This window comes from Enterococcus sp. 4G2_DIV0659 (assembly GCF_002140715.2).
Taxonomy (GTDB): Bacteria; Bacillota; Bacilli; order Lactobacillales; family Enterococcaceae; genus Enterococcus_L; species Enterococcus_L mansonii.
Window position 1 is genome coordinate 306,368 of record NZ_NGLE02000001.1, and the last position, 16,618, is coordinate 322,985.

At 38.3% G+C, this 16,618-nt stretch carries 13 protein-coding genes; 1 reads left to right on the plus strand and 12 read right to left on the minus strand.

The genetic code is table 11. The features are described from left to right. Positions 1-18: 18 nt before the first annotated feature. From A5880_RS01470 to A5880_RS01485, 4 genes are all read right to left on the minus strand, one after another. A complete protein-coding gene (locus tag A5880_RS01470; RefSeq protein ID WP_086331449.1) occupies positions 19-1,215 on the minus strand; it encodes a multidrug efflux MFS transporter in 1,197 nt (398 codons plus the stop codon). Between the two features lie 228 nt (positions 1,216-1,443). Further along, positions 1,444-2,850 (minus strand): NCS2 family permease, encoded by a 1,407-nt coding sequence (locus tag A5880_RS01475; RefSeq protein WP_086331450.1) that lies wholly within the window; start codon positions 2,848-2,850, stop codon positions 1,444-1,446. A gap of 190 nt (positions 2,851-3,040) precedes the next feature. Further along, positions 3,041-5,311 carry a 5'-nucleotidase C-terminal domain-containing protein gene (locus tag A5880_RS01480; RefSeq protein WP_086331451.1) on the minus strand — a complete coding sequence of 757 codons (2,271 nt, stop codon included), beginning with the start codon at positions 5,309-5,311 and terminating at the stop codon, positions 3,041-3,043. Positions 5,312-5,382: 71 nt separating this feature from the next. Continuing rightward, positions 5,383-6,045, minus strand: a complete 663-nt coding sequence (locus A5880_RS01485; protein WP_419469602.1) for a DUF1361 domain-containing protein — start codon at positions 6,043-6,045, stop codon at positions 5,383-5,385. A 127-nt stretch (positions 6,046-6,172) separates the two neighbouring features. Here A5880_RS01485 and A5880_RS01490 point away from each other — a divergent pair, with 127 nt between their 5' ends. Next, positions 6,173-6,982 (plus strand): Cof-type HAD-IIB family hydrolase, encoded by an 810-nt coding sequence (locus A5880_RS01490; protein ID WP_086331452.1) that lies wholly within the window; start codon positions 6,173-6,175, stop codon positions 6,980-6,982. 91 nt (positions 6,983-7,073) lie between these two features. On the opposite strand, the gene A5880_RS01495 is transcribed toward A5880_RS01490, so the two are convergent. The 8 genes from A5880_RS01495 to purQ form a co-directional block, all read right to left on the minus strand. After that, positions 7,074-7,571 carry a prevent-host-death protein gene (locus A5880_RS01495; protein ID WP_086331453.1) on the minus strand — a complete coding sequence of 166 codons (498 nt, stop codon included), beginning with the start codon at positions 7,569-7,571 and terminating at the stop codon, positions 7,074-7,076. Positions 7,572-7,810: 239 nt separating this feature from the next. Further along, on the minus strand, positions 7,811-9,079 hold the full coding sequence (purD, locus tag A5880_RS01500; protein WP_086331454.1) for a phosphoribosylamine--glycine ligase: 1,269 nt from the start codon (positions 9,077-9,079) through the stop codon (positions 7,811-7,813). Positions 9,080-9,091: 12 nt separating this feature from the next. Beyond that, positions 9,092-10,633 (minus strand): bifunctional phosphoribosylaminoimidazolecarboxamide formyltransferase/IMP cyclohydrolase, encoded by a 1,542-nt coding sequence (gene purH / locus A5880_RS01505; RefSeq protein ID WP_086331455.1) that lies wholly within the window; start codon positions 10,631-10,633, stop codon positions 9,092-9,094. Further along, positions 10,630-11,214: a phosphoribosylglycinamide formyltransferase gene (purN, locus tag A5880_RS01510; RefSeq protein WP_086331456.1), complete on the minus strand. Its 585-nt coding sequence runs from the start codon at positions 11,212-11,214 to the stop codon at positions 10,630-10,632. The genes purH and purN overlap by 4 nt, the downstream gene beginning before the upstream one ends. Before the next feature lie 2 nt (positions 11,215-11,216). Continuing rightward, positions 11,217-12,257, minus strand: a complete 1,041-nt coding sequence (gene purM / locus A5880_RS01515; RefSeq protein ID WP_086331457.1) for a phosphoribosylformylglycinamidine cyclo-ligase — start codon at positions 12,255-12,257, stop codon at positions 11,217-11,219. 18 nt (positions 12,258-12,275) lie between these two features. After that, a complete protein-coding gene (gene purF, locus A5880_RS01520; RefSeq protein ID WP_086331458.1) occupies positions 12,276-13,730 on the minus strand; it encodes an amidophosphoribosyltransferase in 1,455 nt (484 codons plus the stop codon). Beyond that, positions 13,715-15,937, minus strand: coding sequence for a phosphoribosylformylglycinamidine synthase subunit PurL (gene purL / locus A5880_RS01525; RefSeq protein ID WP_086331459.1), 2,223 nt, complete (start codon positions 15,935-15,937; stop codon positions 13,715-13,717). The genes purF and purL overlap by 16 nt, the downstream gene beginning before the upstream one ends. Beyond that, positions 15,934-16,617 (minus strand): phosphoribosylformylglycinamidine synthase subunit PurQ, encoded by a 684-nt coding sequence (gene purQ, locus A5880_RS01530; RefSeq protein ID WP_086331460.1) that lies wholly within the window; start codon positions 16,615-16,617, stop codon positions 15,934-15,936. The genes purL and purQ overlap by 4 nt, the downstream gene beginning before the upstream one ends. Between the last annotated feature and the right edge of the window lies 1 nt (position 16,618).

The window sequence follows — 16,618 nt, forward strand, 5'->3', positions numbered from 1 at the left end:
TTTTATGTTTTCAACTGTTTAGAGTCTTTTCTTTAAAATTTTGCGAAAATTAAATAGTGACAAACAAATATTTCCAAATACAAAACAAGCCGTTACAATAAATACCGCACTATATCCCATACCATGGGCGACTGTTGAACCGACCATTGGACCTAAGACTTGCCCAAAATTACTGAACATCTGATTATAACTATAGATCCTACTAACCCCTTCAGTCGGAGTGATTTTACTAATGAGGGTATTGATTGAAGGCATCAACGCTCCCGTTGAAAATCCTAGCAAGAAGCGTAATAACCCCAATTGAAAAGGCGTTTGAACAAAAGCCATTGGCACGTAACACAGGAAAGATAACAATAAACCTGCAAGCAATACTTTGTGATTGCCTATTTTGTCTCCTAATTTTCCAAGCATTGGCGATGAAATAACCGCGGATACTCCTGCAACTGAAACAATCAGTCCACTAACGAACAAAATATTTCCCGTGTCCTGACTTAACGAACGAATATACAAAGTCAGTATTGGGCTAATACTTGTCACGCCAATTTGTAAAACCAATGTCGTAATAAACAAACCAATCAAGATTGATACATGATCCATTTTTGAGAAAATTTCTTTTGTGCTTAATAAATCCTTCTTCTCCACCGGCTTAAAATCTTCTTTAACCATAAATACCGTTAGTAATGTCGTAATCAACAATACAATACCTGTAATAATAAACACATTTTCCATACCAAACCACTGAGCTAATGCGCCACCAAAAGATGGACCAATCAGAGTTCCAGCGATCGCTCCAGTAGAAAGTGTTCCTAGTGCCCAACCACTTTTTTCTTTCGGCGCTTGAGAAGCGATCATCGCAGTAGCGTTAGGAATATACCCTGAAAGAATGCCATTAAAAAAACGCATGATTAATAACCAATACACATTTGGCACAAAAGCTAGAGAGCCCATGGTGATCGTCATGCCCGCCGCTGCGCGAATCATCATTAATTTGCGTCCTTTTCTATCCGCTAAGTTGCCCCAAATCGGTGCAACAATTGCCGCAGCAAACGCTGTTACGGAAATAGCTAGTCCAGAAAAAAGCTCCACTTGACTCTTCGGCGTCCCTAATTGTTCTACATAAACAGGAATAAAGGGCATGACCAAACTGATACTTGCTCCTGTAAAAAAACAACCAAACCAAGCAACCATTAAATTCTTTTTCCAATCAATTTTCATCTTGATGTACACCTCACAAGTTCTTCACTATTAACTATACTCCAAAATTTTGAATCTCTCAAAAATTTTTGAATAGTAACTAGTTTGAAAAACAAAAAAAGTGACCGATTCATAACTCTTCGAGTCATATCTCAGTCACTTGAAAACCGAATGAACAGTTTTAGTTCAAAAATGAAAGCAGTAAGAACTTTTTGTGTTAAACATCTTCTGTTTCAATTTCTTTCATAACTATAAAATTGCCAAAATCACAAAATTTAAAACAAATAATGCATTGACGATCCATAAAATCGGAGATACTTCATTTAGCTTTCCTTTTGCAACCTTAACAATAGCATAAAAAATAAATCCAGCTGCAATACCATAGGATATGCTATAACATAAGCCCATAAAAATGGATGCAAAAAACGCTGGCACTGCTTCTTCTAGGTTTGTCCATTCAATATCTTTAAACGAAGCTAACATCATTACACCGACCAAAATTAAAGCTGGTGCCGTCGCTTGTGCTGGCACAATCGCAATTAAAGGTGAGAACAAACTACTTAACGCAAACATTGCCGCTACCACCACTGATGTTAATCCTGTTCGTCCACCAGCACCTATCCCAGCGGCACTTTCTACATAAGTCGTGGTATTTGACGTGCCAAACACAGCACCGATTGAAGTGGCAATTGCATCTGCAAACAACGCTTTGTCCATCTTCGTTGTAAATCCTTTACTATCTTCTAACGCTAATTCATCTTCTTTAGAAAAAATTCCTGTTCGACGTCCTGTTCCGATAAATGTACCGATTGTATCAAATGTATCTGATAAGCTAAATGCAATAACTGTCATGAAAACTTGCGGAATTTTTGAAGCATCATTAAATAATGACTGCATTCCATCAGCACCAAATGCTGCACCAAATGTTGTTCCTAGTTCATTGATAGAATTCCCTAATGAATTAGCCTGCCAATCAATTGATGCTAGATCGACTACACCAAGTGGAATGGCAATAATTGTCGTTGCAACAATACCAATCAAAATAGCTCCGCGAATATTCAACACCACTAAAATCGTTGTTAAAACAAGCCCAATAACTGCTAAAATAATTTCTGGATTATTGAAATTCCCAAGTGCAGGAACAATGCTGTCTCCATTTACCACACCTTTAGTCGGTTCTGCTTGTACAGTAAAATCCAATAATTTTGCATTTTTGATGCCCACATACGCAACAAAGATCCCGATTCCGCCACCAATTGCATGCTGCATACTTTCAGGAATTGCTTTAATAATTAATTTACGAATTTTCGTCACTGTAATCAATACATTGATTAACCCACAAATAAAAACCATGGCTAACGCTTGTTGCCATGTATAACCTAAACCAAAAACTACGGTAAACGTAAAAAATGCATTTAAGCCCATTCCAGGTGCCTGAGCATAGGGAACATTGGCAAAAAGTCCCATAATCAATGTTCCAATAATTGATGCAATAATAGTTGCTAAAAAAACGGCCTGAAAAGGCATACCTGTTTGAGATAAAATAGATGGATTTACGAATAAAATATAACTCATCGCAAAAAAGGTCGTTACCCCTGCCATCATTTCAGTTGAAATGTTTGTTTGGTTTTCCTTTAATTTGAAAAACTTTTTCATGTACTTTTCCCGCTCCTTCTTCTCGTTCAATACGTTTAAAGTATATAGGAGATCATTCGCCTTTTCAACAAATTATTAACGATAAAACATATTTTTCTTTTTATCGTTCGTGTTTTAATCATACAAAAAAATCACATGTTACACTTGCAATGATTTATTTTGCAAATGTAACATGTGATTTTCAAACTATTTAGATCGTTTTTTTCATAAGAGTAACCAACGCTGCACTTATTGACATCGTTCCGAATACGATGAAAAGAATAGATGGCGGCTGTTCTCCTGTTTTAGGTAATTCTTTTTGGTCACTTGTTTCAGAAAGTTCTTTCGTATTTGTTATTGGTTCAACAACTGCTGTTTTCGGTAGCACTTCTATTGGAAAAACAGCTTTATTGCCATCATTATCGGTAACTACTGCTGTTATCTTCTTTTTCCCTTCCAATTTTAAAGAAGTGACATTTATACGAATCAAACCAGCTTCGTCCGCTTGCCCAGCCAATTCACCTTGTGGAGGTTGGCTAGTTCGGGTTAAGGCTTGAGGAAGCTCTCCAACATACAACATAATCGTTGCATTTGGTAACGTTACTCCACGTAAAAGCTCATCATCTTCATAAAGTGGATCAAAAATAGTCGCTTTTTTTATTTTTTCTTCGCCGTCATTCGCCGGTGGAATTTCTGGTTCTGTTGGTTCTGCAAGTTTTTTTCGCCCTTCTATAGAAGCTGAAATCAACTCTCCTACAGCTTCTTTCCCTTCAATATATCCAATAAATGTTTCTGTATCCGGCTGAATAGCATTCACCAGTTTTCCGCCAGTAAATCCAGAGAAGCCATCCCCACCACCGTATAAAAAGTCATTAATCACTACAAGATATGATTGATCTTTTTGAATCGGTGTCCCATCTTTTTTAGACATCGTTTGAACTTGGAAAGGCTGATTTTGATCGTCTGTCTTAACATACGTATAGCTCAAACCTGAAATTTGCAAGAAGTAACGTTCGTCTTCGTCGTATTGCTCATTTAAAACTTGTTCGATTTGGGCACCAGTCATTTCCACAACCTGCATAATATTTCCAAAAGGCTGTACTGCTTGGGCTGCTCCCCATGTGATTTCACGATTTTCTCCAACAGCTAAATCAGCACGAATCCCGCCATTATTCGTCATTGCAAAATCGGCATTGATTCCTTGTGCCTTTGCCATCGCTACTTGGGCATCCGTAATCAAGTTACCTAGCGGTGATTCTTTTGATTCATTTACTTCTCGAGTAATCGCTCCATTTTCTTTTGCTGTTCCGATTTTTTTGTTTGTCACCGTCGCTACACGATCTTCAGCATCTTTTACTGTTACGGCAACTTTTTCATCCACTTTCGGTGCATCTTTAGCTGCTGGATCTACAGGTAAAACTTGAGCTTTAGGTGTTTGTGTAAAGTCATTGGTTTCAGGATCAAGTGTTCCTTGTAAATCAATATAGCCTTTGCCTTGTGAGGTAGACTGAACAATTCTGGTTTTATTGACAATTCCATTTGTATATTGGTGATTGTGCGCAGCAAAGAACGCATCTACACTGTGCTCTGGATATTGTTTGTCAACTTTTCCCATAATTGTTGCAGCATCACCAGCTACTTTTTCCGCTTTACTCGTCGCAGGAATATGAGCTAAAACGATAATTGCATTTACGCCCTGTTCTTTCAACTGACTAGCATAATAGGCAATCGTTTCTGCTTCATCTAAAAAATCATAGGCTTCGTAATGTTCTTTTAAAACTAAATTAGGAATTTCTGTAGTGACAACGCCAATAAACCCAACTTTTACTTTAGCGGAGCCATTCCCAACTTCTTTGATTGTATAAGGCTTCCAGCCAAATGGAATCTCTTCTGTTCCTCTTTTGACAACATTGGCAATCACAAGTTCCGTAGTAGATGCTTCTCTAGGATAGTCATGTAAGATACCATAAGGATCATCTTGTGGCTTTTCGCCGCGCATGATTCGATTAAATTCTTGCAACCCTTCATCAAATTCATGATTCCCAAGTGTTCCTACAGAGAAATTCATTTGATTTAATACTTTGATTGTGGGTTCATCTTGAAGTAATCCAGAACTAGCTGGACTTGCGCCAACCATGTCACCAGACTGGACACGAATCGTTTGTCCTCCGCTGTTGGTTTCAGCAAATTGTTTCTCCGCACGATTCAAATAGCCAGCTAGTAATGGCGCGCTTCCTGCTTTGACCGTTTTATTTCCTGCATCATCAAAGAAAGAACCTGTTGTATTCAGTGCACCATGAAAATCGTTAATCCCTAAAATTTGAAACGGTATTTTGTCTTTTTCTTTGATCGTTCCTATATTATTCGTCTCTGCTTTTTCCGTTGTTTGCGCAATCACACTGACTTCAGTTGCAAATGTAGTTGCCCCGATTCCCCCTAAAGTGAAGAAAACGCTTAATAAAAAGCTTTGCCACTTTTTCATTCTCATAAAACTCCTTCTTTTTTATTTCCAAACAGACCTCTATGAAATAGTAACAAGTTCATAACACTCTGTCAATACGATTTCTCGTCGCTACCTACTGGGCCCATTTTCATCATAAAATTAACGGCAAACAATAACACGATTTGAAGGCCTGTAAAAATGGCTATATAGATTCCTTTATCCATTGACCAGCTAAAAAAAATCGTTTGAACTGTCTTAATAGGTTGGGTAAATAAATGCACACTATGTAGTCGATCAAATCGTCCAACAAAGATGGCTAGACTTGATAATACATTGATCATCAAAAAAAGCATGAAACCTTGCCATTTTTTTGTAAAAAGTCTTCTGCCTTCTGCTTCAAAAAGAACCGTATAAATCGTACTCATTCCTAAAAAACCGTAGACACAGATACCTATTGCCAATAAAGCAAATGCTCCCCAGTCTGAAAGGGATTGTCCAAATAATTGATTCATTCCATGATAAATAGACAAATTTTCTAAATGAAAAAAATCAGTAAACAAGTACGGTGCATTGGGATAAAACAACAACCAAAGTACACTTGCCAGAACAAATCCTCTTTTCCTCAGTCTATTCAAATGAAAACTAATCTCAAGTGGAATATAGGCTAAAAAAACGTTCAATGCCATAAAATGATACGTATCGGCAAAAAATAGCATGTACACGCAATAAAATAACGTAGCTAGACGTAAAATCCAGCGATTTGTTTGATTCAATCGTTACACCACCTTCTTTCATTCTAGTGTATCATAAAGCTGTTTTTTTCGAAAATTTTCTTGAAAACTTGTCATTCTTCTATTTTGTGCTAGACTAACGATAAAGAAAACTTCAGGAGGAACGATTTTGAAAAAATTAATTGCAATTGATTTAGATGGAACAACATTAAATGCACAATCTTTGATTAGCAAAACCACAGAAAATGTGTTAAAAAAAGCCATCAATCATGGTCATCATGTCAGTATTGTTACCGGTCGCCCATACCGTATGAGTGGTCAGTTTTATCAACAACTAGGACTTACAACACCAATGGTCAATTTTAACGGTGCCTTGGTTCATATGCCTGAAAAAAAATGGGCTGATGAAAAAGAAACAGGCATTCAACGGGATTTAGTCTTTGATATTTTAGCCCAGAAAAAAGCACTAAACCTTGATTTTGTCGCTGCTGAAAATAAAGAAACTTTTTTCATTGATAGTTTAGATTATTTCGACTCTGCTTTTTTCGCATCTGAAGCAACGCCAGATAACCTTTTGACTACAAAGAATTTAATGACTGACCCAACTTCTATGATGGTTCGTACTTCTGAAAATCAAGCAAAAACTGTGTCTGATTCTTTAATGAAACAATATGGTGATTACATTGATGTACGAACGTGGGGTGGTCCGACACCCATTTTAGAAATTGTGTCTAAAGGAATCCAAAAAGCCAAAGGTGTTGAGCAAGTTGCCCGCTACTTAAATATCAAGCAATCAGATATTATTGCTTTTGGCGATGAACATAATGATGAAGAAATGTTAGAATATGCAGGCTGGGGCGTAGCGATGAATAACGCAACAGAAAAAATCAAATCTGTCGCTAATGATGTAACTGAAAAAACGAATGACGAAGATGGTTTAGCAGATTATCTAGAGCGCTATTTAGAGTTGAAAAATTGAGTTAGACATTAAAATAGCTGTTTTTTAGAAATAAATGTCGCTAAAAAACGTTCAGCCTCGTATTTAGTTGAGGCTGAACGTTTTTGCTTTTTTATTGATCTATTCTAAGGTGAATCTTTTTTACAATCAGTTTATCAGATAAATGGGACTGATTGCTTTGTTCCCCAATAACTTCTGCAAAAATGTTGGTTCTGTCTTCTTTTTTCTGAAATTGATATTCTATTTTTCCTGTTTCGTTTAACTCGTTCATCATCTCAGTGTAATCATCTACCCCATATTTTTTCGACACAAAACCTACTGATTTTAGTTGATCGTCTAAATTTTTAGTAGAAATCAACGTGCCAAAAGCAATTTTTTTTCGAACGAGTTGATTTAATTGGGTAATTCTTATGTTTTGATCTTGTTCTAAGCTCTTTTTCTTTTTATTGATCAGCGCTTCGTATTGCTCTGCAGTCAACATGACACCTGCTACATTTTTTCTATTGTATATGTAGATTCCAGCATTGCTCTCTTTGGCAGCGTCAAATATTGCCATCGGAGACTGTTTTACATCCGTGATTGAAAAAGATATTTCTTTTGATTTGTCCATTTGTCAACTCCCTTTCTAGTTGATTATATCATAACTTTCGTCACTATTACGGGTGTTTTTTTATTTATTAGTCTTACCATAAATGGTTTCTTTAAGGTAAAATGGCGTCACAAAATAAGCTGAGGGTCACAAAAACTTGAAGAGTAATTTTCGTGACCCTCAGCTTATTTCCTAATAGAGCTGTTTTTCTTGCCGTTTATTTATTTTTTAAAGATAAAACAAAACTTTTTTTGTAGATTTTACTCTTTTATTCCTTTAAACCCTATATCTTTACGATAAAAAGTGCCCGATGTGTCACAGTTTTCTAGTATGCTATAAACAGATTTTTGTGCTTCTTTTAGCGTTTTCCCGCTGGCTTCAACAAGATACACACGACCGCCATCAGAAACAAGTTTTCCACTCTTTTCTTTTACGCCAGCATAATAAACATGCCCTTTATTTATCTCTGAAAAATCAGGCAGGCTGACCTCTTTAGTATACTTCCCTGGATAACCGTTTGCTGCAACGACAACGCCCAAACTAAAACCATCTTGTTTCCATCGGATATCTGGTTGTTTGTCTTTTAGTAAATCATCAATAATTTGAGCAAAATCACTCTCTAAACGTTGAAGGACTACTTGGGTTTCAGGATCACCAAAGCGAGCATTAAATTCAATTACTTTTATACCAGTATCTGTTAAAATCACCCCTGCATATAAAACGCCTGAAAATGCTCTGCCTTGCGCAGCTAATCCTTGAACTGCTGGTTTCAAAATAGTCTTCAGCACTTCTTCAATCATTTCATCTGAAACTTGCGGGACTGGAGCATATGCGCCCATCCCTCCTGTATTAGGACCTAATTCCTGTTCAAAGACTCGTTTGTGATCTTGGGAGGGAACCATAGGATAGACTTCTTGCCCTCGAACAAAGGCTAATAACGAAAACTCCTCACCGCAAAGAAATTCTTCAATCACCACTTTAGCCCCACTTTGACCTAACACACACTCTTCAAGCATATCCTTTAAAGTATCTATTGCTTCTTCAACCGTCTCAGCCACAACCACACCTTTTCCTGCAGCAAGCCCATCTGCCTTAATTACAATCGGTGTAGGCTGTGTCAATACATAAGCTTTTGCTTGTTCGAAATCAGTAAATGTTTGATAAGAAGCGGTCGGTATGTTGTAAGTGTTCATAAGTTCTTTCGCAAATTCTTTTGACCCCTCTATTAAGGCAGCCGCTTTTTTAGGTCCAAAAGCGAGTAGCCCTGCATTGGTAAACTCATCTACGATTCCATTTATTAAGGGTACTTCTGGACCAACAAATGTCCAATCAACATTATTTTCTTTGGCAAATCGAATCAGAGCTTGATGATCGTCTTCGGCAATATCTACACTAACGATGCCGTCTTTTTTCATGCCAGCATTCCCTTTAGCACAAAAAACTTTCTCTACTTTTGAACTTTGTAAGAATTTTTGTGCAATCGCATGCTCTCGCCCACCACTACCAATAACTAAAATGTTTAGCCCCATGATCGTCTCCTTTTAATGCCTAAAGTGTCTAACATCCGTAAATACCATCGCAATCCCGTATTTATCTGCCATATCAATTGATTCTTGGTCTTTAATACTGCCGCCTGGTTGTACAATTGCTTTAATTCCCTTTTCTCCTGCGTATTCTACACTATCACTCATTGGGAAAAAGGCATCGCTTGCTAGAACTGCATCGTTGATTTTTGCTCCTGCTTGTTTGATAGCTAGTTGTACCGATCCAATCCGATTCATTTGACCAGCGCCGATCCCTAGCGTCTGATGATGATTCGCAACAACAATCGCATTACTTTTCACATGTTTCACTGCTTTCCAAGCAAATGCCATCGCTTTTAACTCCTCTTCACTCGGTCGTCTCTTTGTAACAACTTGCCATTGCTGAGGGTCTTCTTCAGCTAAATCTTGATTTTGGATAAGTAAACCGCCTAACACTGAAACGGACTCATCTTCTGTAGCCTTATCTTTCTTGGTAAAATCCAACGTCATTAAACGAAGATTTTTTTTACTAGACAATAATGTAAACGCCTCTTTTGAAAAACTTGGAGCAATAATGATTTCAAGGAACAACTTATGCAATTGTGCCGCTGTTTGTTCATCTACTTCACGATTTAACACAATGATACCGCCAAAAATAGACACAGGATCTGCCGAATAAGCGGATTGATAAGCGTCAAAAATCGTATGACCAATCCCAATACCACAAGGGTTCATATGTTTTACAGCTACAACTGCTGGTTCATTAAATTCTCTAGAGATTCGGATTGCAGCGTCCCCATCTTTAATATTATTATAAGATAGCTCTTTTCCATGAAGTTGTTTCGCACTAGCAATTGAAAATGAGGTAGGTAAAGCATCCCGATAGAACATCGCTTCTTGATGGCTGTTCTCACCATAACGCAACGATTGTTGTAACTCATAAGTTAACGTTAATGATTCAGGTTTTTTCTCCTCAACTAAGTCTGTCAGATAACTAGCAATCAACGCATCATATGCCGCAGTATGTCTAAACACCTTAGCCGCTAGTTTTTGTCTTGTTGCAATCGTTGTATCTCCACTTGCGGCAAGTTCTGTTAAGACAAGTTCATAATCGTTCGGATCAACCACCACCGTTACCGATTGATGATTTTTGGCTGCACTGCGTAACATGCTAGGACCGCCAATATCAATGTTTTCTATCGCTTGTTCAGGCGTAACATCTTCTTTCATAATCGTTTCTTTGAAGGGATACAAATTTACACAAACAAAATCGATTGGCTGGATATCCTGTTGTTCCATCGCTTTCATATGCGTCTTTAAATCTCTTCGCCCAAGCAAACCTCCGTGAATTTTTGGATGCAGTGTCTTTACACGACCATCCATCATTTCTGGAAAACCAGTCACTTCTTCGATTGAAAGTGTTGGAATACCTGCTTGATCCAAAGCTGCTTTAGTCCCTCCAGTTGAAATGATTGCAATCCCTTGTTCTGTCAGTCCTTTCGCAAATTTTTCGATTCCTGTTTTATCTGAAACACTAATTAATGCTCTTCTTTTTGTCATAAACGGCTCGCTCCTTGGTGTATTTTAATAAGTTGCGCTAAAACATTTGGATATAGCTTATGTTCTACATTGTGAATTTTTTCTGTTAGCGATGCAAGTGTTTCTTTCTCTTCAATGGTTACTTTTTCTTGCGCTATAATAGGACCTGTATCTACTCCGTTATCCACGTAATGAACCGTAACACCTGTCTCGGACACCTTGGCATTAAAGGCGTCTTCGATCCCATGTAATCCTGGGAAATCAGGTAATAATGAAGGATGAATATTAATCATCTGATTCGAAAAAACTTCTAGTAGCGTTGGACCAATAATTCTCATATAACCTGCTAAAACAACTAATTCAACTTGTTCTTCTTCAAGTAAGTGTAAAAGCTCCGCTTCATACATTGCTTTGGAGCTAAAATCAGCCGGAGAAAAAGAAATGACAGGAATCATTTGTTCATTTGCTCTTTGGATAACATAGGCATCTTTTTTATCACAAAACAGTAGAGCAATTTCAGCATCTATTTTTCTTGCATTGACCGCATTTACGATTGCTTGGAAATTACTGCCAAACCCTGACGCAAATATAGCAATTTTCATGTTTACACCTCTTTGAAAACAAGTGCTTGCTTCTTTTTGTTAGTGATATTCCCGATTACGTAACTTGCTTCGCCATTTTTACTTAACGAAGCTCGAACTTCACTTAATTTATCTGGAGAAACAGCTAAAACCATACCGATCCCCATATTGAAAATTTCGTACATTTCCATTGGTGGAATCTGACCATAATTTTCTAAAACAGTAAAAATCGGTAATGTGGGCCAAGTATCTAAATGAATTTCAGCGGCTAGATTTTCGGGCAACATTCGTGGAATATTTTCAACAAAACCACCGCCTGTCACGTGAGCAATACCGTTAAGCAATTGTTGTTTGACTAAAGGAAGTACCGCATTAACATAGATTTTGGTTGGCTTTAATAACTCTTCTCCAAGCGTCTGTCCATTTAGTTCTGGTATCATCGATTTTCCTGTTAATTGGTGTGTGTCAAAAAATATTTTCCGTACCAAGGAATAGCCATTCGAATGTATTCCACTTGAAGGCAAACCAATCAAAACGTCTCCTGATTGAATCTTTTGCCCTGTGATTAACTGGCTTTTTTCTGCAACGCCTACTGCAAAACCCGCTAAATCATACTCCTCTTCATCATACATCCCAGGCATTTCTGCTGTTTCACCGCCAATCAAAGCTGCGCCTGCTTGGATACATCCATTTGCAACACCAGAAACGACTTGTTCTAGCCGTTCAGGTCTATTTTTTCCTGTGGCAATGTAGTCCAGAAAATAGAGCGGTTCTGCTCCTTGAGCAACAATATCATTCACACACATCGCTACACAATCGATCCCAATCGAATCATGTTTATTTTCTTGAAGTGCGACTAATAATTTTGTTCCGACCCCATCTGTTCCCGAGATTAACACAGGTTCCTTCACTTCCACCGCGCTTAAATCAAAGCAACCGCCAAATCCGCCCAACGCGCCCATCACGCCCAAACGTTCAGTTTGCTTGACATGTTTTTTGATTCTTTCAACCACTTCATAGCCAGCTTGTACATCCACACCAGCTTTTGCATAGGCATTTGTCATTAGGGTTCCTCCTGAATATTAATTAGACACAAAACAGCTATCTTCTCTTTTGTCTTGTAGAGATATCTGATAGTTTTTTTCATAATCGTAAAGAGGTGTAGGATAATCACCATTAAAGTACGCCATACATAGACCTGAATAAGGGGCATCGTAGTTCAAACCAATCGCATCAATCAACCCTTGTTCACTTAAAAAGGATAACGAGTCTGCTGTGATCAATTGCTCGATTTCAAAAACCGAGTGATCAGCAGCAATCAGCTCTTTTCTTGTTTGAATATCAATGCCATAAAAACAGGGAAATCTTAGAGGGGGTGATGCGATGCGTACATGAACTTCCTTAGCGCCAGCTTCTTTCAACAACTTGACTATACGTCTACTGGTCGTTCCTCGAACAATTGAGTCATCCACCATAACCACTCGTTTTCCTTCAACGACTCCTCGAACTGCTGATAATTTCATCCGAACGCCTTGTTCTCTTAATTCTTGGGTCGGTTGAATAAATGTCCGAGCAATGTATTGATTTTTAACTAATCCCATTTCATATGGAATACCACTGGCCTCAGCAAATCCACTGGCTGCTGAAAGAGAAGAATTCGGTACGCCGACAACCATATCCGCTTCAACTGGTGCTTCTGCAGCAAGAATTTTCCCCATATTCTTACGAGCGGTATGAACATTCACTCCAGCTATATTTGAATCCGGTCGTGCAAAGTAAATGTACTCCATTGAACAGATTGAGTATTGCGTTTCATCTGTATATTTTTCTATAGAGTATCCGGTGTCATCAATAATGATAACTTCACCCGGTTGAACATCACGTACAAACGTCGCTCCTACCACCTCCAAAGCACACGTTTCACTTGCAATGACATACGCACCATTTTTCATTTGACCGATTGCTAAGGGTCTAAAGGCGTTTGGATCAAGGGCAGCTATCATTGCTGTTTCTGTCAATAATAGATAGGCAAACCCACCTTTGACCGTTCGTAAACTTTCTTTTAATTGCTCAATAAATGTTGGTTGCTCACTACGACGAATCAAATGCATCAAAATCTCAGTATCTGAATTTGAATGAAAAATCGCTCCTGATTTTTCTAACTCTTCTCTTAAACTTCTCGCATTGGTTAAATTGCCATTATGAGCTAAACCATATGAGCCATCATAAAATTTAAATAAAAACGGTTGGATATTATCCACACTGCCATTACCTGCTGTCGCATAGCGGACATGACCGATCGCTCCATGTCCACTTAAGGAAGCTAAAGCACGTTCTTCTTTGAATACTTCTGAAAGCAATCCCAATCCACGATAACCATTTAGTTTCCCATTTTCATTGACAACAATACCTGCACCTTCTTGTCCACGATGTTGTAAACTATGCAATCCAAAATAAGTGACACGAACCGCATCCTTATGTCCCCAGATACCAAAAACACCGCATTCTTCGTTTAAGCTTTTCACTTCATAAGACATGGAATGGCTTCCTCCCATAATTCTTTCGCCGTTTGTGTCATCACATCAATTGTATGGTTTTGCGTTTGAATCATGATTTTCCCGTTATTGGTTACTTGACCAATTGCTTTAGCCTTTCCTTTCGTAGCGGTTTCGAAGGCTGCTCGCTTTTCTGGTTTGATGGATAGAATAAAGCGTGATTGTGTTTCAGAAAATAGGAAGCTTACTGGCAGGTCTATCTCTACATCTATCCCTAAAGTATGAGTAAATGCCGATTCCGCTAAAGCAACACCTAATCCTCCTTCAGAACAATCATGGGCACTTGCTACCAAACCACTTTTGATTGCATCTAAAACAAGCGCTTGGTTTTCTTTTTCAGTATTTAAGTCAAAATCCATTAATTTTCCTTCAATGGTCCCCAAAAACATCTTCTGTAATTCACTGCCATTAAAATCCGCCTGCGTTTCACCTAAAACATAGATATAATCGCCAGCTTCTTTAAATTCTTGTGTGGTAATATCAGATAAGTGTTCAATTAAGCCCACCATCCCAATTACAGGGGTAGGGTAAATTGCGTTACCATTTGTTTCGTTATATAAAGAAACATTTCCTGAAATAACAGGTGTTTCCAATACTTTGCAGGCCTCAGCAATTCCATCAGCCGATGTAAATAGTTCCCAGAAGCCTTCTGGTTTATCTGGTGATCCGTAGTTTAAACAATCGGTAATCGCTAAGGGTTTTCCTCCACTAGCAACAATATTTCTAGCTGCTTCAGCAACCGCAATCTGTCCGCCAATTTCAGGATTCAAATAAAGATAACGAGCATTACAGTCCGTCGTCATAGCTAAAGCTTTATCGGTTCCTCTTACACGTAATACAGCCGCATCACTTCCAGGTAATACAACTGTGTTGGTCCGAACTTGGGAATCGTAGGTTTGGTAAATCATTTTTTTCGATGCTATCGTTGGCTGTTGCAACAAGTCTAATAAGGTTTTTGTACCGTCTTTTATTTCTGGCAGAAACTCTGCTAACTGTTCAAATCGTTCAATCCTTGCTGGTTTTTTGCGTTCTTTATCATAGACTGGCGCCTCTTGTGCCAACGCATCGACAGGTAAGTTAGCCACTTCTATCCCTTGGTGGTACAAGCGATATTGTCCATCATCCGTCACTTTACCAATGGTTACAGCCTCTAATTCGTATTTTTGAAAAAGTGCAATTACTTCCTCTTCGTGTCCTTTTTCAACACAAATCAGCATTCGTTCCTGAGATTCTGACAACATCATTTCATAAGGTGTCATCCCTGTTTCTCTTTGGGGCACATCATCTAAATCTAAAACTAAACCAGAGCCTGCCTTTGAAGCCATTTCAGCACTAGATGAAACTAAGCCGGCTGCCCCCATATCTTGAATTCCCACAAGGATATCCGAATGTTCTAAAATTAATTCCAGACAGGCTTCAAGTAATAATTTCTCCATAAAAGGATCTCCAACTTGAACAGCCGAACGTTGTTGTTCTTCTCCGTCTATAAATTCTTCGGATGCAAATGTTGCGCCATGTATACCATCCCGTCCTGTTTTCGCGCCAACATACATGATTGCATTACCCACACCTTTTGCTTGTCCTTTTTGAATATCTTTGTGGTCAATTAATCCCACACACATGGCATTAACTAATGGATTCCCTTCATAGCAAGGGTCAAATGCAACTTCTCCCCCAACTGTAGGAATACCAATACAGTTTCCATAGCCACTAATTCCTGCCACCACTTCTTCTAAAAGATATTTAGTTCGATCATTTGTCAATTCGCCAAATCGTAGAGAATCTAAAAGAGCAATCGGTCTTGCCCCCATACTGAAAATATCTCGAATAATCCCACCAACGCCAGTTGCAGCACCTTCATATGGTTCTACCGCTGATGGATGGTTGTGGCTCTCCACTTTAAAAACGACTGCTTGTCCATCACCAATGTCAACAATTCCTGCACCTTCACCTGGGCCTTGTAAAACATTCGGTCCGTCAGTAGGAAATTTTTTCAACACTGGTTTTGAATTTTTGTAAGAACAATGTTCACTCCACATTACAGAAAACAAGCCTGTTTCTGTGTAGTTTGGCATCCGACCTAAGATATCTTCTTCAATCATGCGATATTCTTCATCTGTCAAGCCCCATTCGGAGTAGATTCGTTGTTTTTTGATTTCTTGAGGGGTTGGTTCTCCAACTTTCATCATGTGTTTGTTCCGACCTTTCCATAATTTTCGACGATTGATTTGAAAAAACGTAACCCATCGGCTGAACCTAATATACTCTCTACTGCTCTTTCTGGGTGAGGCATCATCCCTAAAACATTGCCCTTTTCATTAATAATCCCCGCAATATTTTCAACACTGCCGTTTGGATTTTCATCCGCGTAAGTAAAAACAATTTGGTGATTCGCTTTTAGTTTTTCCAATGTTTGTTCATCACAATAATAATTGCCTTCTCCGTGGGCAATCGGTAATTGAATGATTTCGTCTTTTTTATAATTTGATGTAAAGTTCGTTTGATTATTTACTACTTGTAGCTGGACCGATTTACAAACAAAATGCAAAGACTCATTGGGAAGTAATGCGCCAGGCAAAAGACCTGCTTCTGTTAAAATTTGAAATCCATTACATGTACCAAAAACTGGTTTCCCCTCATCAGCAAAACGAATGACTTCACTGATAATTTTTGAAAAACGAGCAATCGCACCACATCTCAGATAATCTCCATAAGAAAAGCCTCCAGGAATCAATACACCATCAAACCCAGCTAAGCTTTCCTCATCATGATAAACATATTCAGCATCCTCGCCTAAAACCTCTTTTACAGCCCATAACAAGTCCATATCACAATTGGAACCTGGAAAAACAATCACCGCAAATTTCATG